Annotated in this window: 22 protein-coding genes; 14 read left to right on the top strand and 8 right to left on the bottom strand. The window is 68.2% G+C overall.

What is annotated here, in order from left to right; genetic code table 11:
- Positions 1–3 precede the first annotated feature (3 nt).
- A complete protein-coding gene (locus tag VSR71_RS21065; RefSeq protein WP_029048440.1) occupies positions 4–210 on the bottom strand; it encodes a dodecin in 207 nt (68 codons plus the stop codon).
- A gap of 177 nt (positions 211–387) precedes the next feature.
- Here VSR71_RS21065 and VSR71_RS21060 point away from each other — a divergent pair, with 177 nt between their 5' ends.
- From VSR71_RS21060 to VSR71_RS21050, 3 genes are all read left to right on the top strand, one after another.
- Positions 388–1,083: a phospholipase D family protein gene (locus VSR71_RS21060; RefSeq protein ID WP_342915788.1), complete on the top strand. Its 696-nt coding sequence runs from the start codon at positions 388–390 to the stop codon at positions 1,081–1,083.
- 128 nt (positions 1,084–1,211) lie between these two features.
- The gene (locus VSR71_RS21055) at positions 1,212–1,922 is read left to right on the top strand and encodes a dienelactone hydrolase family protein (RefSeq protein ID WP_342915787.1); all 711 of its coding nucleotides are present in this window, start codon (positions 1,212–1,214) and stop codon (positions 1,920–1,922) included.
- Positions 1,923–2,082: 160 nt separating this feature from the next.
- Positions 2,083–3,630 (top strand): acyl-CoA synthetase, encoded by a 1,548-nt coding sequence (locus VSR71_RS21050; protein WP_342915786.1) that lies wholly within the window; start codon positions 2,083–2,085, stop codon positions 3,628–3,630.
- Between the two features lie 31 nt (positions 3,631–3,661).
- Here VSR71_RS21050 and VSR71_RS21045 read toward each other — a convergent pair whose 3' ends face one another.
- Complete coding sequence (locus VSR71_RS21045) at positions 3,662–4,375, bottom strand: glycine zipper 2TM domain-containing protein (protein WP_342915785.1); 714 nt, start codon at positions 4,373–4,375, stop codon at positions 3,662–3,664.
- Between the two features lie 165 nt (positions 4,376–4,540).
- A complete protein-coding gene (locus VSR71_RS21040) occupies positions 4,541–4,999 on the bottom strand; it encodes a MarR family winged helix-turn-helix transcriptional regulator (protein WP_209758389.1) in 459 nt (152 codons plus the stop codon).
- 209 nt (positions 5,000–5,208) lie between these two features.
- Here VSR71_RS21040 and VSR71_RS21035 point away from each other — a divergent pair, with 209 nt between their 5' ends.
- Positions 5,209–5,772, top strand: coding sequence for a YggT family protein (locus VSR71_RS21035; RefSeq protein ID WP_342915784.1), 564 nt, complete (start codon positions 5,209–5,211; stop codon positions 5,770–5,772).
- A gap of 161 nt (positions 5,773–5,933) precedes the next feature.
- Positions 5,934–6,215 carry a hypothetical protein gene (locus VSR71_RS21030; RefSeq protein WP_342915783.1) on the top strand — a complete coding sequence of 94 codons (282 nt, stop codon included), beginning with the start codon at positions 5,934–5,936 and terminating at the stop codon, positions 6,213–6,215.
- 55 nt (positions 6,216–6,270) lie between these two features.
- Here the strand turns inward: VSR71_RS21030 and VSR71_RS21025 are convergent, their stop codons facing one another.
- The gene (locus tag VSR71_RS21025; protein WP_209758382.1) at positions 6,271–7,290 is read right to left on the bottom strand and encodes a LysR family transcriptional regulator; all 1,020 of its coding nucleotides are present in this window, start codon (positions 7,288–7,290) and stop codon (positions 6,271–6,273) included.
- 60 nt (positions 7,291–7,350) lie between these two features.
- Between VSR71_RS21025 and VSR71_RS21020 the strand changes: the two genes are divergently transcribed.
- Together VSR71_RS21020 and VSR71_RS21015 are read left to right on the top strand one after the other, a co-directional pair.
- Positions 7,351–8,973 (top strand): MFS transporter, encoded by a 1,623-nt coding sequence (locus VSR71_RS21020; RefSeq protein ID WP_342915782.1) that lies wholly within the window; start codon positions 7,351–7,353, stop codon positions 8,971–8,973.
- Between the two features lie 203 nt (positions 8,974–9,176).
- Positions 9,177–10,013 (top strand): IclR family transcriptional regulator, encoded by an 837-nt coding sequence (locus tag VSR71_RS21015; RefSeq protein ID WP_342915781.1) that lies wholly within the window; start codon positions 9,177–9,179, stop codon positions 10,011–10,013.
- 30 nt (positions 10,014–10,043) lie between these two features.
- Here VSR71_RS21015 and VSR71_RS21010 read toward each other — a convergent pair whose 3' ends face one another.
- Complete coding sequence (locus VSR71_RS21010; RefSeq protein WP_342915780.1) at positions 10,044–10,892, bottom strand: phytanoyl-CoA dioxygenase family protein; 849 nt, start codon at positions 10,890–10,892, stop codon at positions 10,044–10,046.
- Between the two features lie 249 nt (positions 10,893–11,141).
- Between VSR71_RS21010 and VSR71_RS21005 the strand changes: the two genes are divergently transcribed.
- From VSR71_RS21005 to VSR71_RS20985, 5 genes are read left to right on the top strand one after another with little or no spacing between them, the layout of a single operon-like run.
- Positions 11,142–12,068, top strand: coding sequence for a MoxR family ATPase (locus VSR71_RS21005; RefSeq protein WP_342915779.1), 927 nt, complete (start codon positions 11,142–11,144; stop codon positions 12,066–12,068).
- Positions 12,069–12,073: 5 nt separating this feature from the next.
- Positions 12,074–13,141, top strand: a complete 1,068-nt coding sequence (locus tag VSR71_RS21000; protein WP_342915778.1) for a DUF58 domain-containing protein — start codon at positions 12,074–12,076, stop codon at positions 13,139–13,141.
- Positions 13,138–15,141, top strand: a complete 2,004-nt coding sequence (locus tag VSR71_RS20995; protein ID WP_342915777.1) for a DUF3488 and transglutaminase-like domain-containing protein — start codon at positions 13,138–13,140, stop codon at positions 15,139–15,141. The genes VSR71_RS21000 and VSR71_RS20995 overlap by 4 nt, the downstream gene beginning before the upstream one ends.
- A 58-nt stretch (positions 15,142–15,199) precedes the next feature.
- Positions 15,200–15,688: a MarR family winged helix-turn-helix transcriptional regulator gene (locus VSR71_RS20990; RefSeq protein WP_342915776.1), complete on the top strand. Its 489-nt coding sequence runs from the start codon at positions 15,200–15,202 to the stop codon at positions 15,686–15,688.
- The gene (locus VSR71_RS20985) at positions 15,685–17,271 is read left to right on the top strand and encodes an MFS transporter (protein WP_342915775.1); all 1,587 of its coding nucleotides are present in this window, start codon (positions 15,685–15,687) and stop codon (positions 17,269–17,271) included. Before VSR71_RS20990 ends, VSR71_RS20985 begins: the two co-directional genes overlap by 4 nt.
- Before the next feature lie 144 nt (positions 17,272–17,415).
- Here VSR71_RS20985 and VSR71_RS20980 read toward each other — a convergent pair whose 3' ends face one another.
- The gene (locus tag VSR71_RS20980; protein WP_133097915.1) at positions 17,416–17,748 is read right to left on the bottom strand and encodes a hypothetical protein; all 333 of its coding nucleotides are present in this window, start codon (positions 17,746–17,748) and stop codon (positions 17,416–17,418) included.
- 271 nt (positions 17,749–18,019) lie between these two features.
- The gene (locus tag VSR71_RS20975) at positions 18,020–19,489 is read right to left on the bottom strand and encodes a DegQ family serine endoprotease (RefSeq protein WP_342915774.1); all 1,470 of its coding nucleotides are present in this window, start codon (positions 19,487–19,489) and stop codon (positions 18,020–18,022) included.
- Between the two features lie 170 nt (positions 19,490–19,659).
- On the opposite strand from VSR71_RS20975, the gene VSR71_RS20970 reads away from it, so the two are divergent.
- Positions 19,660–20,148 carry a MarR family transcriptional regulator gene (locus VSR71_RS20970; protein ID WP_342915773.1) on the top strand — a complete coding sequence of 163 codons (489 nt, stop codon included), beginning with the start codon at positions 19,660–19,662 and terminating at the stop codon, positions 20,146–20,148.
- Positions 20,149–20,182: 34 nt separating this feature from the next.
- Complete coding sequence (locus tag VSR71_RS20965; protein WP_342915772.1) at positions 20,183–20,605, top strand: organic hydroperoxide resistance protein; 423 nt, start codon at positions 20,183–20,185, stop codon at positions 20,603–20,605.
- Positions 20,606–20,655: 50 nt separating this feature from the next.
- On the opposite strand, the gene VSR71_RS20960 is transcribed toward VSR71_RS20965, so the two are convergent.
- Positions 20,656–20,925, bottom strand: a complete 270-nt coding sequence (locus tag VSR71_RS20960; protein ID WP_342915921.1) for a GIY-YIG nuclease family protein — start codon at positions 20,923–20,925, stop codon at positions 20,656–20,658.
- Positions 20,926–21,106 lie beyond the last annotated feature (181 nt).

The raw sequence follows: 21,106 nt of genomic DNA, 5'->3' as shown, positions 1-21,106 counted from the left end.
CGCTCAGGTCACGCGGAAGCCGACCTTCAGCGTAACCTGGAAATGCGCGATCTTGCCGTTCTCGATATGGCCGCGCGTTTCCACCACTTCGAACCAATCGATGTTCTTGATGGTTTCGCCAGCCTTGGCGATGGCGCTGCGGATCGCCGCATCGCAGCCATCCGGCGAAGAGCCGACGATTTCGACCAGCTTGTAGGTATGGTTCGACATGTCCCTCTCCTTGGCGGGCGGGCCCGCGGGGTTCCATCCATCATAGGCGCCATGCACCGATAGTCCCAAGGCCGGTGCCGCCGGCGCATATCCTGTTACACATCGCCCTTTGCCAGTGGCGTATGCGGCTGCTACGCTGCGGTCCCGCGCATCACAGCCCGCGCCGTGACCTACCGAATGCTCCGCCGTACCTTACTTGGCCTTGCCCTCGCCGCCGCCGTCTCGGCTTTCACCTCGTTCAGCCCCTTCGCCCTGATCGCGCATGCGCGCTCGGCGTCCGGCTTCGACCAGGTCACCGAATCCATCACCAGCAGCATCAGCGACACCTTCAGCGAAGCGGTGGCCAAGCACCTGCCCTCGCGCTCCGGCAAGCCGGCCCAGCCGCCCGAGGCCAGCCCCGCGCCGGCCAAGCCGTTCGCGCAGGGCAGCGGCTACACGCTTTGCTTTGTGCCCGACGGCGCGAGCTGCCAGGCACTGCTGGTCAATGCGATCCGCAGCACGCGCCGGCAGTTGCTGATCCAGGCCTACTCGTTCACCAGCGCGCCGATCGCCGAGGCCGTGGCGCAGGCGCACCGGCGCGGCGTGGACGTGCGCGTGATCCTCGACAAGAGCCAGCAGTCGGAGCGCTATACCAGCGCCACCTATCTCAAGCACGCGGGCGTGCCGGTGGTGATCGACAACAAGCCCGCGATCGCGCACAACAAGGTCATGGTGTTCGACGACCAGGCAGTGTTCACCGGCTCGTTCAACTTCACCAAGTCGGCGCAGGAGCGCAATGCCGAGAACGGCATGCTGATCCGCGGCGATGCCGCTGTGGTGAAGGCCTATACCGACAACTGGCACAAGCGCTACCGGCAATCGCGCGCGTATTGAGGCGCTGGTCGCACGGCCGATGGCAGCGCCAGCACGAAGGCGGGCGCGATGGCAAACTTGCGGCTGGCGCGCGGCACGTGCCGCGCATTCCGCCTACCCATAGCCAGCCATTCCGGAGAGCCTTTGCCATGACAGCCATTCCCGACAGCCAATGGATCCGCGTCGACAGCGCCGCGGGCAGCTTCGACGCCTACCTCAGCCTGCCGCCGGCGGGCGTCCGGCCGGGCGCACCCGGCATCGTGCTGCTGCAGGAAATCTTCGGCGTGAACGAACACATCCGCGCGGTGGCTGACCAGTACGCCGCAGACGGCTATGCCGTGCTCGCGCCCGACGTGTTCTGGCGCAACGCGCCGCGCATCGAGCTGGGCTACGCCGGCGACGACATGACGCGTGCGATGGCGCTGCGCCAGGCGGTCGACATCGAAGCCGCGATGGGCGACATCGCCGCCACCGTGCAGGCGCTGCGCCAGCGCACCGGCGCCGGCAAGGTCGCAGCGGTGGGCTACTGCTTCGGCGGACTGCTGGCATACCTGAGCGCCGCGCGCGGACTGGTCGACGCGGCGGTGCCCTACTACGGCGGCGGCATCCAGAACCAACTGCAGGAAGCCGCTAGCATCCGCGTGCCGGTGCAGTTCCACTACGGCGCGCTCGACGCGCACATCCCGCCCGCAGCGGTGCAAGGCGTGCGCGATGCGATGGCCGGCAAACCCGGCACCGAGATCCACGTCTACGGCAACGCCGACCACGGCTTCAACTGCTGGGCGCGGGCCTCGTACCACCAGCCCAGTGCCGCGCTGGCACACGGGCGCGCGCTTGCCTTCCTGGCACAGACGCTGTAACAGCCCCGAGGGCGCCTAAGCGGGCCCAGGGGTGCGTAAAGGCGCCTAAAGACGCCTCAGCCCGCCTCGCCGTCTTGCCATCGCAAGGCGGCTGCCCTTATCCTCGGCGCCTGGCTTCAAAGACTTGCTGGACCCTCAGACCATAACAACGGAGACCACCATGCAGTCAGAGCAGCAGCGCGCCCTGCGCAACACCATCCCCGACGCCATCGCCCGCGCGGTACGGCGCAGCCCCGACAAGACCGCGATCCGCTTCGGCGAACGAGCCTGGAGCTATCGCGAACTCGACCTCGCCGCCGCGCGCGTGGCCGGGGCGCTGGCACGATGGGGCCTGCGTCCCGGGGACCGCGTCGCAGCCTTCGGCAAGAACTCGGATGCGTACGTGCTGCTGTGGCTGGCTTGCCTGCGCAGCGGCCTGGTCCATGTGCCGGTCAACTTCTCGATGACGCGGCCGGAAGTGGAATATCTGGTCACGCAATCGGGCGCCAGCGCGATCTTTGCCGATCCGGCACTGGCCGGGCGCATCGAGGGCCTGCCGTGCCGCTTCAGCGGCACGCTGCATGGCGGCACCCCCGAGCGCGATATCCTGGCCGCGGCGTCCAGCGGGCCCGAGGCACCAATGCTCGACAGCCTGGCCGACACCACGCCGGCGCAGATCCTGTACACCTCCGGCACAACTTCCGCACCCAAGGGCGCGGTGCTGACCCATCGCGCGCTGCTGGCCGAGTATGTCAGCACGATTGCCGCCTGCGACATCCGCGCCACGGACTATTCGCTGGCCGCGCTGCCGCTGTACCACTCGGCGCAGATGCACGTGTTCCTGATGCCGCTGCTGCTGTGCGGCGGCACCACGCTGATCGCCGACAGCCCCGAGGCGGGCTACTGCCTGCGCACCATCCACGCGGAAGGCATCACCAGCTTTTTTGCCCCGCCCACGGTCTGGATCTCGCTGCTGCGCCATGCCGAGTTCGATCCCGCCAGGCTCGGCGCGCTGGTCAAGGCCTACTACGGCGCATCGATCATGCCGGTGCCGGTGCTGCTGGAGCTGCAGCAGAAGCTGCCGGCGCTGCGCTTCTACAACTGCTACGGGCAAAGCGAGATCGGGCCGCTGGCGACGGTGCTGGGACCCGACGAGCATGCGGCGCGGCCCGCGTCGGCAGGACGGCCGGTGCTGAATGTCGAGACGCGCATCGTCGACGAGACCATGCAGGACATCGCTCCCGGCGAGCTCGGCGAGATCGTGCACCGCTCGCCGCAACTGCTGACCGAGTACTGGGACAAGCCGGAACAGACCGCCGAAGCCTTTGCCGGCGGCTGGTTCCATTCCGGCGACCTTGGCTACATGGATGCCGAGGGCTACCTGTACGTGGTCGACCGGATCAAGGACGTGATCAATTCAGGCGGCGTGCTGGTATCGAGCCGGGAAGTGGAAGAGTGCCTGTACACGCATGGCGCGGTGGCTGAAGCGGCCGTGTTCGCGCTGCCTCATCCGAAGTGGGTCGAGGCAGTGGCCGCATGCGTGGTGCGCAAGCGCGGCCAGGAGGCCAGCGAAGACGCGCTGATCGCCCATGCGCGCCAGGCGCTGGCGCCGTTCAAGGTGCCCAAGCGCATCGTGTTCGTCGACGACCTGCCGCGCAATACGGCCGGCAAGCTGCTCAAGCGCCAGCTGCGCGCGGATTACGCGCAGCTGTTCAGCACCGAAGCCTAGCCGCCGGCATCGGCATCGGCATCGGCATCGGTCAGTACGGCACCGCGACGCCGTTCTCGACCTTGACGCGGTCGCCGATGCGCATCTGGTAGGCGTTGGACTGCGTCAGCGTCAGGTAGGCGTTGTCGCTGGTGCGCACGCGCACGCGGTAGGCCTGCGCGCTGGTGCCGGTACGCTTCTCGACCTCGTTGCCCGCCACGGCGCCGACCACGGCGCCGCCGATGGTCGCTACCGTATTGCCGCGGCCGCCGCCGACCTGGTGGCCGAGCAAGCCACCGACGATGCCGCCGACCACCGCGCCCGCGCCGCTGGTCGACGGCGGCTGGCCGGCAACCACTTCGATGGCCTCTACCCAGCCGTAGCGCACGCCGTACGCCTGGTTGCCGTAGTTGTTGTTGCCATAGCTGTTGTCGTAGCCGCCGTCCGGATATTGCTGCTGCGGATACCCCTGTTGCGGATAGCCTTGCTGCGGATACTGTTGCTGCGGGTAGCCCTGCTGCGGGTAGCCCTGTTGCGGATAGCCCTGCTGCGCCGGGTAGCCGCTGATGGTGGTGCCGCTGGTGCCGTAATTGCCGCCGGAGCTCCCACCATAGCTGCCGCCATAGGCGGTATTGGCGCCGTAGCCGCCGTAGCCGCTGCCATACCCGCCGCCATAGCCGTTGTCATAGCCATACGGCGTGGCGCACCCGGCCAGCGCACCGGCGCCCAGCACCGCAAGCACAACCGAACGAAAGGGGATGGACATGGCTCGACTCCTGCGCATTGCGCGTATTGATGAATGCGCGCGAGTCTAGGGCCGCCCGCGGGTGGCGGGTGTCACCGGAGCTTTTGATTGGTAACCGCCTGTAACCGGATGCGCGGCAGCCGGTTACAGGCGGTCTGGCGGCCGGTTGGCGCCCTGCTGGCGGGCTCAGCCGCGCTCGGCGCCGTCGTCGTTGAACTGCGTGATGCGTGCCACGCGGAAGGTGTTGCGCAGCGATTCCAGCTCGGTCCGGTGCAGCATCGCAAGCCGGTTCAGGCTGCGCTCGCCCTTGGCCAGAAGGTGCACCTGCACCACGCGCCGATCCTCGGGGTTGAGGCGCCGCTTGACCAGTCCGGCCGCCTCGCAGCGGTTGACCAGCGCCACCACGCCATGCTGCTTGGCCTGCAGGCGTTCGGCCAGTTCGCCGATCGAAGCCCAGTCCTTGTCGGCGCTGCCGCGGATATGCAGCAGCAGCAGGTACTGCTGCACGGTCAGCCCTTCCTCGCGCGCTGCATCCTCGGAAAACCGCAGGAAGCGCCGCAACTGGTAGCGGAAGTCCGAGAGCGCCTCGAAGTCCGCCTTGGTGAGCGGCGCAGGGTTGCGGGACGAGGCTGGCTTGCTGGGCATAGGACTAGGCGGAAGAACGGCGGAAAGCGCGAAACAACGGGAACATGCCCGCCGCCGGCGCAGTGCGCGCCGCGGGCGCCCGCAATTATAGGGCGGCGCCGGCATGTTGGACGCGCCACAGGCATCCGTCCCGGTTGTGCCGATGTGACGCCGGGCTATGGCAGAATCTGTGCGGTTGCAGACACCCTAACCCACCGGAAACCGCATCGATGTTTACGGAAATCGCCCTTTTCCTGCTGGATACCATCTTTACCTTGTTCGGCATGGCCTTGCTGCTGCGCGTCTGGATGCAGCTGACGCGGCTGCCGACGCGCAACCCGGTTTCGCAGGGCGTGTTCCAGATCACCGACTGGCTGGTGCGGCCGCTGCGCCGGATCATTCCGGGCGTGGGTGGCATCGACTGGGCCACGGTGGTGGCGGCCTGGCTGACTGCGGTCGTGTTCCTGCTGCTGGTCGCGTTGCTCAGCAACGCCGACCTGCTGGCGTTCCTGCCGGCGGTGCTGCTGACCGCGGTGCTGTACGTGCTGAAGTGGGCGATCAGCCTGGTGATGTGGGTCACGCTGCTGATGGCGATCCTGTCGTGGGTCAACCCGCATTCGCCGATCACGCCCGCCATCGACCACCTGACCGCGCCGGTGCTGCGGCCGATCCAGCGCGTGGTGCCGCGCCTGGGAGGCTTCGATGTGTCGCCGCTAGTGCTGTTCGTGATCGCGCAGATCCTGCTGATGGTGATCGCCAGGCTGGGTGCGAGCGTGTTCAACATGCATTTCTGAGAACCGCAGGCCGCTGCGATGGCGCCGGTGCGGGCCGGCGCATTGTCCAGACTACTGGACAGTGTTTCGAGAATTGACGCTTTTTCTGCTTAGTGTGAGGTCCTACATTACAGGCAACGTGGCGCTGCAGCCACGAAACCTGCCAAAAAGGACCACACACCATGAAGACCCTCGCACAACGCCGCAACCTGGCACTTTCCCTGCTGTGCGCGGCCGGCCTGTCGTTTGCCGCCGCTGCCGCGCACGCCTCTAAACCCGTTTCCGACATCGCCCGCCTGGACGGCAGCAGCGCCCACGTTGGCAAGGCAGACCCGTTCCTGGACGGTGCCCGCATCGGCCGCGCCGACCCGTTCACCGACGGTGCCAAGCAAGGCAAGGTCGATCCGTTCACCGACGGCGCCGCCATTACCGATCGCCGCGACAGCTTCACCGAAGGCGCCTGAGTCTCCAGCGTTTTCCCTTGCCACGGCCTCGCGCCGTGGTGGCCCGCCGGCGTTCTCAACCCGCTGGCCGGGCCTCTCCCTGTGCCAGGCCACTTTCGTCCGCCTGCGCGTCGTCTTCGGGCCAGGCGCCCTCCCTCGCCCACTCGCCAGGCTCGATCCCTTCCAGGCCTGAGTCGGGCCCCAGCTCCGACACCATCATCGATTCGATCGCTTCCATGAACACGCGCACCTTGCGCGGCTGCAGGCGCCGGTCCGGCAGCAGCGCGAACACGCGCAGCGGCGGCAGCGGGAAGTCCGGCAGCACGCGCACCAGCCGGCCCTGCGCGATCTCGGCCTCGCAGTAGTTCACCGACAGGCGCGCGATGCCAAGGCCCGCCAGCGCGCCCTGCAGGCGCAGCTCGGCGTTGAAGGTCTGCATGCGCGGACGGATCGGCACGGAGACGGTCTCGCCGTCGCGGGTGAACTCCCACACGGTGTCGCCCGGCGTGGTCAGCGTCGGCATGTTGGCCAGGTCTTCCGGGCGCAGCTGCGCCGGCAGGCTGTCCGCCAGCGACGGCGCGGCGAACAGCCCGCGCTCGACGTGATAGATGCGGCGGGCCACCGTGCCGGAGTCGGGCAGGTCGGCATCGACGATAACGAAGGCCACGTCAAACCCGTCGCGAATGGGGTCGACCAGTCCCTGCGTGATCTCCACCGCCACATCCAGCGCCGGATGCGCGGCAAGTGTGCGGCAGATCACCCCGCCCAGTTGCTGAGCGCCGAATTCATAAGGCGTGGCGATGCGCAGCACGCCCTGCACACGCTCCTCGCGCGCCAGCGTTTCCTGGCGGATCTCGCGCAGCCGCGCGAACAGCGGCGCCACATCGCGATAGACGGCCTTACCGGCATCGGTGAGGCGCATGCGCCGCGTGGTGCGCTCCAGCAGCTTGGCGCCGATGGCGGTTTCCAGCCGCGCCACCGCGGCCGACACGCGCGACTTGGGGCAATCGAGCTGCTCCGCCGCGGCCGTGAACGTTCCCTGCTCAACGACACAGCAGAACGCTTCCCAGTCGTTCCATTGAATTGTTTGATTCACCGGACAATGTTTCCCTGACAGCCTGTAGTTCTCTGTGGCAGGCGACATTATGCTTGAGCGATGCAACAAACGCCTCCACAGGCTTCACCGGACGGCTCAGCCCCAGCGCTGGCAACATCAGTCCCGGCAGCCCTCGCCCCCGCAACAACACCGGCCTCCGCCCCAGCGCGCCCCCGCATGCAACTCGCCAGTCACCCCGAAATGGGTCACTGGCGTCTTTCATTGTTCGGCCTGACGCTCGGCCTGGCCACCGGCATCGACTTTTCTTCCACGCTGATGATGGGCGTGGCCAGCCAGCATATCCAGGGCGGCGTCGGCGCCGCGCCCGAAGACTACCTGTACGCGGTCTCGGCCTATGCTGCCACCGCGGTGCTGATGAACATGGTGCTCGACCAGGTCGCGCGCCGCATCACGTACAAGCGCTTTACGCTGGCGTCGCTGGTGGTGTTCATCCTGGGTTCGCTGATCTGCGCCGAGTTTGCCAGCCCCGCCGGCCTGATCTCCGGCAAGGCGGTGCAGGGCCTGGGCGCGGGGGGCCTGTTCGCGGCCTCGCGCATCCTGGTGCAACTGGTGTCGACGCCGGCCGAACGCGGCGCGCTGATGCTGCGCTTCGGCGGTGGCGCGTTCTCGATGCTGGCGATCGCGCCGTGGCTGACCAGCATTTTCCTGGACGATATCGGCTGGCGCGCGGTGTTCCTGTTCCAGGCCGGCATTGCCTTGCCGGTGCTGCTGTCGGTCGCGCTGACCTACCCCACGCGTGCGCCGCGCGACCAGCATCCGCCGGTGTCGACACTGGACTGGCCCGCCGCGATCGCCGCCGCGGCCGGCGCGCTGGTATTCCTGCACACGCTGCAGGAAATGCGCTACACGCGCTTCTTCAGTTCGCTGGAAATGCCGCTGGCCGCGCTGTGCGGCCTGGCGCTGTTCGCCTTCGCCGGCTGGCGCCTGTACCGCCATCCCGACCCGTGGATCGACCTGTCGCGGCTGGCCGGGCGCCAGTATCTCTACGGGCTGGGCTTCTATACGCTGTATTACCTGATGTCGTCGGCCTGGGCCTTCCTGTTGCCGTCGCTGACGCAGACCGGACTGGGCCTGACCTTCCGCACCACCTGCATGCTGCTGGCAACCAGCGGCACGGTGGCGACCATCGCCGCCATCCTCATCACGCTGGGCATGGCGCTGGTGTTCCGCAAGCGGCGCGTGATCGCGCTTGGCTTTATCTTCTATGCCTGCGCCGCGATGCTGTTTTCGCATCAGCTGATGCCAGGCGCGCCCGACTACGCGCTGGTGCCGGTGGTCCTGCTCGAAGGGCTGACGCCGGTGCTGCTGATGGTGCAGGTGGCATCGATGACCTACCTGGAAGTGCCGGTCGAGGATTTCTCGCACGCCTACCAGTTCAAGAACGTGTGCAAGCAGATTGCCTCGGCCGTGGGCACCGGCCTGGCCAGCGTGTTCATGCAGGACGGGCTGGCCGAGCACCGCACCCACCTGGTCGAGCAGGTCACGCGCTTCAACCCGGCGCTGCAAGCGCCGGATGCGCTGTCGGCCGCGGGGCTGGCGAAGATCTCGCTGGAAATCGACCGGCAGGCCACGCTGCTGGCCGGCATGGACATGCTGCACGGCTTCGCGGTGATCTGCGCGCTCGGTGCGGTGTTTGTGCTGGTGCAGCGCAGCTTCCGCTAGGGCGCCTCTCCAGCCCCCGATAACAAGGGAGGCGGTGCAGGAGACAGCATGGCGGCGGGTCCCCGCGCGGGCGCCGCCAGGTCCGTGCCGCCATCCCCCGCTGGTGGTGAGCTATGGGGGCCGGCACTGGCGTTGTGCCGGCATTTCCTCTACCCTTTCGGCCTTTCCGTGCCAATCCGGCGACCCGCGCCGGTGCTACACCGATGGCCAGTTCCACCGACTCCCCCCGCGACGCGCAGGCGCCCCAGAGCGCAGGCAGCGCCGCCGCGTCCGAGAAGCCAAGCGACAGCTATGTGCAGTCCTTTGCACGCGGGCTGTCGGTCATCCGTGCCTTCAATGCGCAGCACCCGGCGCAGACGCTGACGGAAATCGCCCAGGCCAGCGGCCTGACGCGCGCGGGCGCGCGCCGCATCCTGCTGACGCTGGTGGGACTGGGCTATGTGCAGGCCGACGGGCGGCTGTTCCGGCTGACGCCCAAGATCCTCGACCTCGGCTTTGCCTACCTGACCTCGATGCCATTCTGGAACCTGGCCGAGCCGATCATGGAGACGCTGTCGCAGCAGGTGCATGAAAGCTGCTCGATCTCCGTGCTGGACGGGACCGAGATCGTCTACGTGCTGCGCGTGCCGGCGCGCAAGATCATGACCATCAACCTGTCGATCGGCAGCCGGCTGCCGGCGTATTGCTCGTCGATGGGCCGCGTGCTGATGGCGGGACTGAATGAAGCCGAGCTGGACAGCGTGCTGCGCGCCAGCGAGTTGCGTGCGCGCACCACCCGCACCGTGACCGACATCGAAGCGCTGAAGACCATCGTCGCCGATATCCGCACACGCGGCTGGGCCCTCAACGACCAGGAGCTGGAAGAGGGACTGGTGTCGCTGGCGGCGCCGATCCGCAACCGCGCCGGCCAGACCATCGCCGCCATCAATATCAGCGGCCAGGCCAACCGCACCAGCGCGCAGGAAATGCTGGAACGCTTCCTGCCGCCGCTGCTCGAAGCATCGGAAAAAATTTCGGGGCTGGTCGGGCTGCGTACCTGAACGCCGCCCCCGCCACCCGCGCCGGCTACCTCAGCCGGCCACCGGCAGCGCCACGCTGCCGAACTCGGCCGAACGCGAGCCGTCCAGCGGCCGGTTGCTGGCGCCGAAATACGCAAAGGCCACCGACAGCTTGACCGCGTTGGAGGCATTGCGACCCGCCGCGTGGAACAGCCGGCTGTCGAAGAACAGCACGTCGCCGCGGTGCAGCGCGAGCGGCCGCGCCGCCTGCAGCAGCGGCTGGCTGGCGGGGTGCGCCTCGATCAAAAATTCCGCTGGATCCAGCTGGCCCGGCTCGAGCGCCGCGCGGTGCGATCCCGGGATGACGCGCAGCACGCCATTGCTTTCGTCCTCGTCGCCCAGCGCCAGCCATACCGTCACCAGTTCGGGCTTGGCAAACGACCAATAGCGCGTATCGCGGTGCCAGCCGGTCTGGCTGCCGTAGTGCGGGTGCTTGGTCATCACGCAGTTGTGGTGCGCCAGCGTCAGGCAAGCCGGTTCGCCCAGCAGCGCCTGCACCACCGACACCAGCTTCGGATCGCTGGCCCAGTCGCGGAACACCTCGTCGCGGCCGTAGGCCTGGCGCAGCCGCCTGACGGTGCCGCCGCCGGCGGCGTCGCGCGCGGCCGGGGCGCCGGGATAGCCCAGGTCGGCCTCGAACTCCACCGGTGGCACCGCCGCCGCCAGGTGCCTGCGCGCCACCGCTTCCAGCGCGGCGCAGTCTGCCTCGTTGCCGAAGCCGCGCAGGATCACGAAGCCGTTGGCATGGAAGGCCTGCGCCAGGCGCAGCAGCGCGTCGGAATCGGCGGCGGCGGGAGTCAGCACGGCAGCGGCGGGAAGGTCGGCAGGCAGGTCGGCAGAGGGGTCCAGCGAGGCAGTCATTGCAGCAGGCAGCGGAAGGAGAAAGCAACACGGGTGGGCCGCGGTGGCCCGACAGGCTCATGATGCCAGAAGCGGCGCAATCTGGCGCAGCCGCTGCGCCATTCAGGTGCACCGCGGCCGGGCCGGAGTGTCTCCGTTCGGAAACAGACGGTGCCGCGTGCCGCGCACGCCGCTACAATGCGCTGCACCGCGTCCCCGTTTTTGCCGCCGGTCCGCCCCCCTTCCAACTCCCTTGCGCCGAGGTCCAACGTGACTGCCCGCCCACGCATCGTCGCTTCGCTGGCCGAGGCCCAGGCCCAGCTGGGCCGCATCGTCCTCGGCAAGCCGCAGCAAGTCCGGCTGGCGCTCGCCTGCATGCTGGCTGGGGGCCACCTGCTGCTGGAAGACGTACCCGGCGTGGGCAAGACCACGCTCGCGCATGCGCTGGCGCGGACGCTCGGGCTGCAGTACCAGCGCGTGCAGTTCACCAGCGACCTGCTGCCGGCAGACCTGATCGGCGTCTCGGTGTTCGTGCGCGATGCGGGCGAATTCCGCTTCCACCGCGGCCCGGTGTTCGCGCAGGTTGTGCTGGCCGACGAGATCAACCGGGCGCCGCCCAAGACCCAGAGCGCGCTGCTCGAAGCCATGGCCGAGCGGCAGGTGACCCATGACGGCACCACGCACGCGCTGCCGGCACCGTTTTTCGTGATCGCCACGCAGAATCCGCTGGAGCAGCTGGGCACCCATGCGCTACCGGAATCGCAGCTTGACCGCTTCACCATGCGCGTGTCGCTGGGCTATCCCGATCCCGCCTTCGAGCGCGTGCTGTACCTCGGCGGCGCCAGCGCGGCGGAAGCGGCGCCGGTGATGGACGCCGCACAGGTGCTGGCCCTGCAGCAGGCCGCCGCGCAGGTGTACGCCAGCCCCGCGCTGGTCGATTATGTGCTGGCGCTGGTGCAGGCCACGCGCCACCACGGCGGCTTTGCCGCGGGCCTGTCGCCGCGCGCCGGGCTGGCGCTGCTGGCCTGCGCGCGCGCATGGGCCCTGCTGGCGCAGCGCGAAATGGTGCTGCCCGAGGATGTGCAGGCGGTCTTTGCCGCCGTGGCCGCGCACCGGCTGCTGCCGGCGGGCGGCGCCGGCCCCGCCGCGGTGGACGGCGAGCTGGCGGCACTGCTTGCCGGCGTCGCCATCCCCTGACGCCCATGGCGAGCGATCCGCTGGCGGCGCCGCACGACAACGGAGACGCCGCCGCACACCATCGCCTGCCCGGACCGGGGCTGTTCGCCTCCGCCAGGCTCTTGCGCCAGCGCATTGCCGCGCGCCGACCGGCCGGCGGCACCGTGCGGCTGGACCGGCGCCATCTCTATATCCTTCCCGCGCGCGGCGGCATCGGCTTTGCCGTGCTGCTCGGCGCGATGCTGCTGACCTCGCTCAACTACAACATCAGCCTGGGCTTCGCGCTGACCTTCCTGCTGGCCGGCATCGGCATGTCGTGCATGTGGCTGGCGTACCGCAACCTGCTCGAACTGGCGGTGAGCGCGGGTACGGTGGCGCCGGTGCATGCCGGCCAGCTCGCGGTGTTTGCGCTGCGCGTCGACAACGCCGACGCCGGCGCTCGCATCGGCATCGAGGCGCGCCTGCCGGCGCTGCCGGAAGTGGTGCCGGCCACGCTGACGCTCGACGGCCACGCCGGCGGCACGCTTGCGCTGCACGTGCCGGCGCCGCGACGCGGACGGCTGGCGCTGCCGCGCGTGGTGATCAGCAGCCGCTTCCCGTTCGGGCTGTTCCGCGTCTGGAGCCATGCGGACCTGCCGCTGTCGACGCTGGTCTATCCGGCGCCGGAAGCCAATGCACCGCCCCCGCCCGCCGCGTATCGCCCAGGCGCGGACGACGCAGGACATGCCACAGCCACCGTTCCGAGCGACGACGGCATCGACCAGCTGCGGCGCTACCGCAGCGGCGACCCCTTGCACCGGATCGCATGGAAGCACAGCGCTCGCACCGGCCGATGGCTCAGCCGCAGCGGCGATCCGCCGCAGCGCCCGGCGCGCTGGCTCGACTGGCAGGCGATGCCCGCGGGCATGGACGCCGAAGCGCGGCTGTCGCGGCTGTGCGCCTGGCTGCTGGCCGCGCCGGACGATGCCGAGATTGGCCTGCGCCTGCCGGGCTTCGAACTGCCGCCCGCATGCGGCGCGAGCCATCGGCGAGCCTGCCTGGAAGCGCTGGCGCTGTGGCCGCGGTATCCGGCCCGGCCGGGAGCCCGCCCATGAACGCCGTGGCACGGCCGCTGCGGCATGAAGACCACGGCATGCTGCTCGGCCAGCTGGCGCTGGTGCTGGCGCCGCAGGCGCGGACGTTGCCGGTGTCGGTCAGCCTGCTGCTGTTGCTGCTGCTGGGCTGGCGCTGGCTGCTGTGGCGCCGGCGGGCGCCGCTGCCGTCGCGATGGATGCTCGGCACGACCGCGCTGCTGGTGCTGCTGGTGGCCAGTGCGCTGGCCTGGCAGGCCGGCGGCGGCGTGGGACGCGAGCTGGCGGTGGCGCTGCTGGGTGCGTTCGTCATCCTCAAGCTGCTGGAGTGCCGCGCGCTGGCCGATGCCACGCTGGTCACGCAGTTGTCCTTCTACCTGCTGCTGACGCTGTACCTGTCGGACCAGCCCTTCTGGCTGGCGCTGTACAGCCTGGCGATCGGCGCCTGGGTATTGCGCAACTGGCTGCTGCTGCACCACCCGGAGGCGCGCAGCCGGCTGGCGATCTGGCCGATGCTGGGCCGCATGGCGCTGCTCGGCCTGCCGTGGGCGGCGGCCATGTTCGTGCTGTTCCCGCGGCTGGAGCATCCGCTGTGGCAACTGCCGCAATCGGCGCCCACCGGCACCACCGGCCTCAGCGACACGATGCGGCCCGGCAGCGTCGGCCAGCTGATCCGCTCGCCGGCGCTGGCGCTGCGCGCCGAGGTCGCCGGCCCGCCGCTGCCTGCCGCGGCGCTGTACTGGCGCGCGCTGGTGCTGTGGGAGTATGACGGCACCACCTGGCGCCCGGCGCGGCAGCGGCTGCACGCGCTGGCGCCTGCGCCGGCGGTTGCAGGCGAGGGGCACGGAATCGACTACAGCATCACGCTCGAGCCCAGTTCTCAACACTGGCTGCTAATGCTGGACCGCGGGCAGGCCCTGTCGCCATCCGCCGAAGCCGCCGAAGCGACCGTCACGCCGGATGGCGAATTCATGTCGCGCCGGCCGGTGGACCAGCGCATCCGCTACCAGGCGCGATCGACGCTGGCGCCGGCACCGGAGGCGCTGGATGCCGCCACGCGCCGGCTGGCACTGGCCCTGCCCGCAGGCAACCCGCGCGCCCGCGCGCTGGCGTCGGCATGGGCCGCGCAGCACGCCGATCCGGCCGCACGCGTGCAGGCGGCACTGCGCCTGTTCGCCGCCGCGCCGTTTGCCTACACACTCAGCCCGCCACCGCTCGGCGCGGAGCAGGTCGACAGTTTTGTGTTCGACACCCGGCGCGGCTTCTGCGAGCACTACGCCGGCAGCTTCGTCTTCCTGATGCGCGCCGCCGGCGTGCCGGCACGGGTCGTCACCGGCTACCAGGGCGGCGAATTCAACCCGATCGGCGGCCACTACGTGGTACGCCAGTCCGACGCCCACGCCTGGGCCGAAGTCTGGCTCGACGGCCGCGGCTGGGTGCGGGTGGATCCGACCAGCGCGGTCGCGCCCAGCCGGATCGAGCAGGGCCTGGACGCCGTCCTCGGCGCCGAGACCCCGACCTGGCGCCCGGCTTACCAGCCGGGCTGGCTGCAGGACGTCCGCTGGGCCTACGAGGGCATGGTCTACCGCTGGCAGCGCTGGGTCCTGCAGTACGACCACGCGCAACAGGCGCGCCTGCTGGCCACCCTCGGCACCGGCGCCAGTGCCGGGCAACTGCTGGCCGGCGCGCTGGGGGTGCTGTGCCTGCTCGCACTGGTGCCGCTGTGGCGGCGCCGGGAGCATGCCGATCCGCTTGACGCTGCCTACCACCGCTTCTGCGAACTGCTGGCCCGGCACGGCTGCGTGCGCGCGCCGGCCGAAGGTCCGCAGGACTTCGCTGCACGTGCCAGCGCCCGGCTGCCGCAGGCGGCCGCACCCATCGCGGCGGTTGCCGCGGCCTACATCGGGCAACGTTATGGCAACGCCGATCCGGCGCGCGCGCGGCACGCGGCGGAGCGCATGCGAGCAGGCACGCGGGACATCGCCGGAGCGCTGCGCCGGCAAAAATCCTCCCGTCTGATATAATTACATTTGTAATTATCACGAATGTAATCGATCCGCCGCCAACGGATTGCTGCCCGCCATGAGTTTCGAAGCCCGCATAGATCGCTATTGCGCCAACCATCCCGAAGCGCCGCGCGACCTGATCCTGGCGTCGCGCCTGCTGCTGCGCACCGCACGCCTGCTGCGCGCGCATATCGACCAGGCCCTCGCCCCCTTTGAGCTGGACATGAACCAGTACCTGCTGATGAGCATGCTGTCGGCCGACGAAGGCCAGCCCAGCATGCCCTCCGAGCTGGGTACGACACTGGACGCCACCCGCACGCAGATGACGCGGCTGCTGGACGGGCTCGAAGCCCGCGGCCTGCTGCGCCGCCAGGCATCGGCGCAGGACCGCCGCAGCCTGGAGCTGACACTGACCGCGGCCGGCCGGCGCCTGCTGGAGCGGGCCGCGCCGGTGGTCCATGCCGCCTACGGCGAGGCGTGGGCACCGCTGGGCGCGAGCGGCCTCGCTGGTACCGCGCGCGCGCTGACGCAACTGCACCAGACCCTGCAAGCCCTGCAGCCATGACGAGCGGTACGTCCTGGCAGCCGCTGTCGCGGCTGCGCGTCGGCATGCGCTGGCTGCGCTGGCTCAGCCACCGCCAGCGGCGGACGCTGCTGATGATGCTGCTGGCGCTGGCCACCGGCGTGGAGTTCCTCGAGAACATCATGTTCGTGTTCGCGTCGAGCCATATCGTCGGCGGCATCGACGCGGATCCGCGCAGCTTTGCCCTGGTGCAGGCGGCCTATGCCGTCGGCAGCATGCTGATGATCCTCAAGCAGCAATGGCTGTCGCGCCGGTTTGGGTACCGCCATTACCTGACCGGGGCGCTGCTGCTGTTCATGGCCGGCACGCTTGCGGCGGCCACCAGCCATACGCTGGCGCAGATGGTCGCGGCGCGTTTTGTCCAGGGCGTGGGCGGTGGCGCGTTGTTTACCAGCTGCCGCATCCTGGTCAATGTGCTGTTCGGGCCAACCGAGCGCCCGCGTGCGACCCGCATCTTCATGGTCGGCATCTTCACGGCATCTGCGCTGGGCCCGGCCTTCGCCGCCGAACTGATCGACCATGGCGTCTGGCAGGACGTGTTCTACGGCGTGCTGCCGTTCGCCGCGCTGGCCACGCTGGGCGCCTGGCTGCTGCTGCCCGACGCCGAGCCGCGCGCCGACGCCGGCGGCAGCCCCGCGCTCGCGCCACTGCTGCTGTTCGGCGCCGCCATCGTGACCCTGCAGGCGGCGCTGGCCGAGGCGCGCTTCGACGTGTTCTCGCACCCGTTGCGGCTGACACTGGTGGCCGTTGCCGGGCTGGCACTGCTGGCGGGCTTCCTGTGGCACCAGTGGCATCACCGCGAGCCCGTGCTCCACGTTCGCGCGTTGCGCCAGCCGGTGGTGCTGACCGGCCTGGCGATGTATTTCGTCTACTACCTGATCAGCAACCTGAGCGGATACCTGTTTCCGATCTACGCGGAGCAGGCACTCAGGATTCCGCTGGCCACCACCGGCTGGCTCAACACCTTTGCCGCGCTGGTCAGCCTGGCCGGGATCTTCGTCTACCTGCGCGTGGCGCCGCGCCTGCCGCGCAAGAAGCCGCTGATGATCGCCGGCCTGCTGCTGATGGCGGCGGCCGCATGGTGGTTCTCCCGCATGCCGCCCGACGCGGGGCCGCCCGCGCTGGCGTGGGGCCTGGTTGGCAAGGGGCTGTTCGGCGTGCTGGTGATCATCCCGATCGCGGGGCTCACCTTCCGCGCGCTCAGCGGCGACGCGTTCGCGCACGGCTACCGCAGCAAGAACCTGATGCGGCAGATCGCCAGTTCGTTCGCCTCGGCGCTGGGTGCGGTGCTGCTGCAGAACCGCCAGTTCGCAGTCCACGGCAGCCTGCTGCATGCACTGGGCCAGCGTCCCGCCGAGGTGCAGCAATGGACGGCGTCGGTGCAGGCGGCACTGGCCGCGCGCGGGTTCGACTTGGCGCAGGCACACCAGGGAGCGCTGGCGCAACTCGCAGCAATGGTCGAGCAACAGGCCAGGCTGATTGCCTGCGAGGATATCTACCGGTTGATTGCGGTGCTCGCGCTTGGCGCGGCGGCGTTCATGCTGGCGCAGCGGCGTCTGGCCTGAAGCGCGCGCATTTTCCCGCCATCAGTGGCGGAACGCTGGATTGACTGCAGTGCGAAGAATCGGGGAGGTGCGGAGTCGCCGCGCAGCGGATGATGGCGCGGACGGGTCGCAGTGCCGGCAGACGCGGCAGCGACGAATACCTGTTCAGAACAGCGACAGCTGGCGCATGCCGAAACCGATGGTTTCTTCAACGCGCGCGCGTGCGTGGGCCAGTGATCCTTCGGCGCCAGAGTAATTGCCGGCGGCCCAGTGGTAGACCACGGGAACTTCGCCGCGCTCGGACAGGCGCACTTCGCCAAGTTTGTCGCCGCGTTCATTGCGGTAGAAATGCGAGCGGTAGCCGCGCTCCCAATGCGGGGCGACTACTTTCTTGCGCCGCCGGGGCTTCGGCGCGGAGCCGGCCGCCGACGTCGTTGACGCCAGTCGCCGCGCTCTATCGGTACCCGGCGTTGTGGCGCGGGTGAAATCCAACTGCATAGACTTCCTTTTTGTCGATTCAGCAGAACCAGGGCCGGCGGGGGCTACCGCCGCATGCTTCGTGCATCGCAGTCGAGATAATACCTGTTGGCGCGCCTTCTGTAAGTAATTGGTTGTGCGGAATGCCGCTTCCCATAAGGCTTAGCGGGCCGTATACCGGTCTCGGTATACGGCCCGCGCGGCCCCGTGTAAACCGCAAAGCCTTGCCTGTTAACGATTCACGGGCGCGATTTACTGGCGCGATTCACGGGCGATAGCGCATCGATCGGCGTTAACCGATATCGAGCGGAATGAAGATGCGCGCATCGTCGCGTTGCACCAGCAGCGCCACCTGCTTGCCCGACTTTGTCACCAGCGATTTCAGTTGCTCGACCGAGGTGATCGGCGTGCCGTTGAGCGACAGGATCACGTCGCCCGGCTGGATGCCCACCCGCGCCGCCGGGCCGGCCACGTCCTCGACCACCAGGCCGCCTTCGATGCCGCTGTCGCGTTTTTCCGCCGGCGACAGCGGACGCACCGCCAGCCCGAGACGGCCGCTGGCCTCATTGGCGCCGCCCTTCTGCGCCACCGCCTGGTCCTTTGCCGTGCCGATTTTCACCGACAAGGTCATCGGCTCGCCCTTGCGGATGATCTTCAGCGAGCTCTGCGTGCCGGGCTTGAGGTCGGCCACATGCTCGGGCAGGTCGCCCGAATGGTCGATCACATCGTTGCCCAGCTGCACGATCACGTCCCCCGGCTTCAGGCCGGCTCGCGCCGCGGGACTGTCCGGCTCGACCGAATTGACCAGCGCTCCGGTCGGCTTGGGCAACCCGAACGATTGCGCCAGCGCCTGGTTGACCTCCTGCACGCTGATGCCGAGGCGGCCGCGCGTGACCTTGCCGGTCGCCACCAGCTGCTGCTGGACCTTGGTGGCCACGTCTATCGGGATCGCGAACGACAGGCCCTGGTAGCCGCCGGTCTGGCTGTAGATCTGTGCGTTGATGCCGATCACTTCGCCACGCTGGTTGAACAGCGGGCCGCCCGAGTTGCCCGGATTGACGGCCACGTCGGTCTGGATGAACGGCACATAGGTGTCGTCGGGCAGCGAGCGCGACTTGGCGCTGACGATGCCGGCCGTCACGGTGTTCTCGAAGCCGTACGGCGAGCCGATGGCCAGCACGGGCTCGCCGACGCGCACCTGCGAGGGATCGCCCAGGCGCACCGTCGGCAGGTTCTTCGCATCGATGCGGATCACCGCCACATCGGTCTGCGGATCTGTGCCCAATACCTTGGCCTTGAACTCGCGGCGGTCGGTGAGCTTGACGGTCACCTCCTGCGCACCGTCGACGACGTGTGCATTGGTCAGGATCAGGCCGTCAGGGCTGACGATAAAGCCGGATCCCAGGCCGCGCACCAGTTGCTGCTGGCCACCTTGCGGGCCCTGGAACTGAGGGCCGAAACGCTTGAAGAACTGGAACAGCGGATCATCCGGATCAATCCCCGGCGGCATCTGCGCCGCGGTGCGTTGGGCGCGCGCGGTCACGCTGATATTGACCACGGCGGGCCCATTTTGCGCAACGATGCCGGAGAAGTCCGCCGGCGTGGCCACGGCAGCGGCGGGCTGCGCGGGTGCGACGGGCGCGGGCATGGGGGCGGCGAATCCGGGCGTGACGACTTCCTTCTGCAGATAGGCATACCCGCCGCCCAGGGCGGCGAGGGCCGCAATACCAACGGCCGTGCGAGCAATGGTCTGGCGAATCATGTCAGGGTCCTTTCGTAGAAGAATCTGGCGTCGGCAAATTGCGACGCGACGGGATCATGCTAACGACCCAGACTTAAAACAGACTTAAGCTCAGAAGTGGCCCAACCGGCTTTTTTATTGCGGCACAAAATTTATCTTGCACACAATCAAATTGCGTATAATATATCGACATGGAACGCGACAACGACGACAACTCGAATTGGCTGCTGCTCGATCGGCAACTATGCTTTGCCCTGTATTCGACCTCGCTGGCGATGACCAAGCTGTACAAGCCGATGCTTGGTGAGCTTGGACTTACTTATCCGCAATACCTGGTGATGCTTGTATTGTGGGAGACCGAAACGCTGACGGTGTCGGAACTGGGCGGTCGCCTTGCGCTGGATTCCGGCACGCTGACGCCGTTGCTGAAGCGCCTGGAAGCCACCGGCCTGGTCACCCGCAACCGCGATACCGGCGACGAGCGCCGGGTGCTGGTACGCGTGACCGAGGCCGGACGGGCGCTGCGCAAGGAAGCCGAACGCATTCCTGAACAGATGTTGTGCGCCACGCAGTGCCCGGTCGAAGAAATCCAGGCCCTGACGCAGCGCCTGCATGCATTGCGGTCCACGCTGGAAGCAGCGCGTACCGATTTCCCACTGCCGCATGACGGCAAGCCTTGATACGCCCCTGCGGGCAACCAAACCGGAGCCTTAAATGAAACTCGAAAAAGTCGTTTATACCGCCAATGCCAAAGCCACCGGCGGCCGCGATGGCCGGGCCACCACCTCCGATGGCCAGCTCGACGCCAAGCTGGCTGTGCCCAAGGAAATGGGCGGCGCCGGCAACGGCCTGAACCCGGAACAGCTGTTTGCCGCAGGCTACTCGGCCTGCTTCCTGGGCGCGATCCGCTACGTGGCCGGCCAGCAAAAGATCAATGTGCCGGCAGAAGCTTCGATCGAAGGTGCTGTCGGCATCGGTCCGATTCCCCAAGGTTTCGGCATCCAGGTCGAGCTGAAGATTTCGTTGCCGGGATTCGAACGCGAGGCGGCGGAGAAACTGGTGGAGCAGGCTCACCAGGTTTGCCCTTACTCGAATGCCACCCGTGGCAATATCGACGTGACGCTGACGGTAGTCTGATTCGGCGCCTCAGATAAAACGGCCAGGATCGTCATGCGGTCCTGGCCGTTTTATTTTGGATCTTCATGCTGCGCACAGAAGGCACGCTTCTGTGCGGCACTCAATCGCTTGATCTCGATTTCCGCCTTCAACGCTTCCGATTTGGTTTCGAAGCGTAGCCGCACCATGACCCGGATGGGCTTGCGCGAACGCGTATATTTGGCGCCTTTTCCCGACAGATGCTCCGCAAAGCGCCGGTCGACATCGGTGGTGATCCCGGTATAGATGGAGTCACCGGTGCATTCGAGCAGGTAGAGGTACCAGGCGCAGTCGTCTGACATGAAGTAAGAGTCTATTCGAGCCGATAAACCGCTGACAAATTCGAAGCCGCCAAAAAAGCAAAAACCCCTCGCAGCGAACGCTGTCGAGGGGTTTTGCACAATAAGAGCCTGGCGATGACCTACTTTCACACGGGTAATCCGCACTATCATCGGCGCGGAGTCGTTTCACGGACCTGTTCGG

Origin of the sequence: Cupriavidus oxalaticus (genome assembly GCF_038900635.1) — a bacterium.
Lineage (GTDB): Bacteria > Pseudomonadota > Gammaproteobacteria > Burkholderiales > Burkholderiaceae > Cupriavidus > Cupriavidus oxalaticus_B.
Note: the sequence above shows the minus strand (reverse complement) of the source record. Positions and strands in the feature narration are given on the sequence as shown.

What these genes read in the sequence shown, in the direction of transcription:
- VSR71_RS21055 (WP_342915787.1), top strand. Translation starts at nt 1,212, where the DNA reads ATGACAGCCATTCCCGACAGCCAATGGATCCGCGTCGACAGCGCCGCG.
- VSR71_RS21020 (WP_342915782.1), top strand. Translation starts at nt 7,351, where the DNA reads ATGCAACAAACGCCTCCACAGGCTTCACCGGACGGCTCAGCCCCAGCG.
- VSR71_RS20965 (WP_342915772.1), top strand. Translation starts at nt 20,183, where the DNA reads ATGAAACTCGAAAAAGTCGTTTATACCGCCAATGCCAAAGCCACCGGC.
- VSR71_RS21060 (WP_342915788.1), top strand. Translation starts at nt 388, where the DNA reads ATGCTCCGCCGTACCTTACTTGGCCTTGCCCTCGCCGCCGCCGTCTCG.
- VSR71_RS21065 (WP_029048440.1), bottom strand. Translation starts at nt 210, where the DNA reads ATGTCGAACCATACCTACAAGCTGGTCGAAATCGTCGGCTCTTCGCCG.
- VSR71_RS21040 (WP_209758389.1), bottom strand. Translation starts at nt 4,999, where the DNA reads ATGCCCAGCAAGCCAGCCTCGTCCCGCAACCCTGCGCCGCTCACCAAG.
- VSR71_RS21050 (WP_342915786.1), top strand. Translation starts at nt 2,083, where the DNA reads ATGCAGTCAGAGCAGCAGCGCGCCCTGCGCAACACCATCCCCGACGCC.
- VSR71_RS21045 (WP_342915785.1), bottom strand. Translation starts at nt 4,375, where the DNA reads ATGTCCATCCCCTTTCGTTCGGTTGTGCTTGCGGTGCTGGGCGCCGGT.
- VSR71_RS21030 (WP_342915783.1), top strand. Translation starts at nt 5,934, where the DNA reads ATGAAGACCCTCGCACAACGCCGCAACCTGGCACTTTCCCTGCTGTGC.
- VSR71_RS20960 (WP_342915921.1), bottom strand. Translation starts at nt 20,925, where the DNA reads ATGTCAGACGACTGCGCCTGGTACCTCTACCTGCTCGAATGCACCGGT.
- VSR71_RS21010 (WP_342915780.1), bottom strand. Translation starts at nt 10,892, where the DNA reads ATGACTGCCTCGCTGGACCCCTCTGCCGACCTGCCTGCCGACCTTCCC.
- VSR71_RS20990 (WP_342915776.1), top strand. Translation starts at nt 15,200, where the DNA reads ATGAGTTTCGAAGCCCGCATAGATCGCTATTGCGCCAACCATCCCGAA.
- VSR71_RS20970 (WP_342915773.1), top strand. Translation starts at nt 19,660, where the DNA reads ATGGAACGCGACAACGACGACAACTCGAATTGGCTGCTGCTCGATCGG.
- VSR71_RS20995 (WP_342915777.1), top strand. Translation starts at nt 13,138, where the DNA reads ATGAACGCCGTGGCACGGCCGCTGCGGCATGAAGACCACGGCATGCTG.
- VSR71_RS20980 (WP_133097915.1), bottom strand. Translation starts at nt 17,748, where the DNA reads ATGCAGTTGGATTTCACCCGCGCCACAACGCCGGGTACCGATAGAGCG.
- VSR71_RS20975 (WP_342915774.1), bottom strand. Translation starts at nt 19,489, where the DNA reads ATGATTCGCCAGACCATTGCTCGCACGGCCGTTGGTATTGCGGCCCTC.
- VSR71_RS21015 (WP_342915781.1), top strand. Translation starts at nt 9,177, where the DNA reads ATGGCCAGTTCCACCGACTCCCCCCGCGACGCGCAGGCGCCCCAGAGC.
- VSR71_RS21035 (WP_342915784.1), top strand. Translation starts at nt 5,209, where the DNA reads ATGTTTACGGAAATCGCCCTTTTCCTGCTGGATACCATCTTTACCTTG.
- VSR71_RS21000 (WP_342915778.1), top strand. Translation starts at nt 12,074, where the DNA reads ATGGCGAGCGATCCGCTGGCGGCGCCGCACGACAACGGAGACGCCGCC.
- VSR71_RS20985 (WP_342915775.1), top strand. Translation starts at nt 15,685, where the DNA reads ATGACGAGCGGTACGTCCTGGCAGCCGCTGTCGCGGCTGCGCGTCGGC.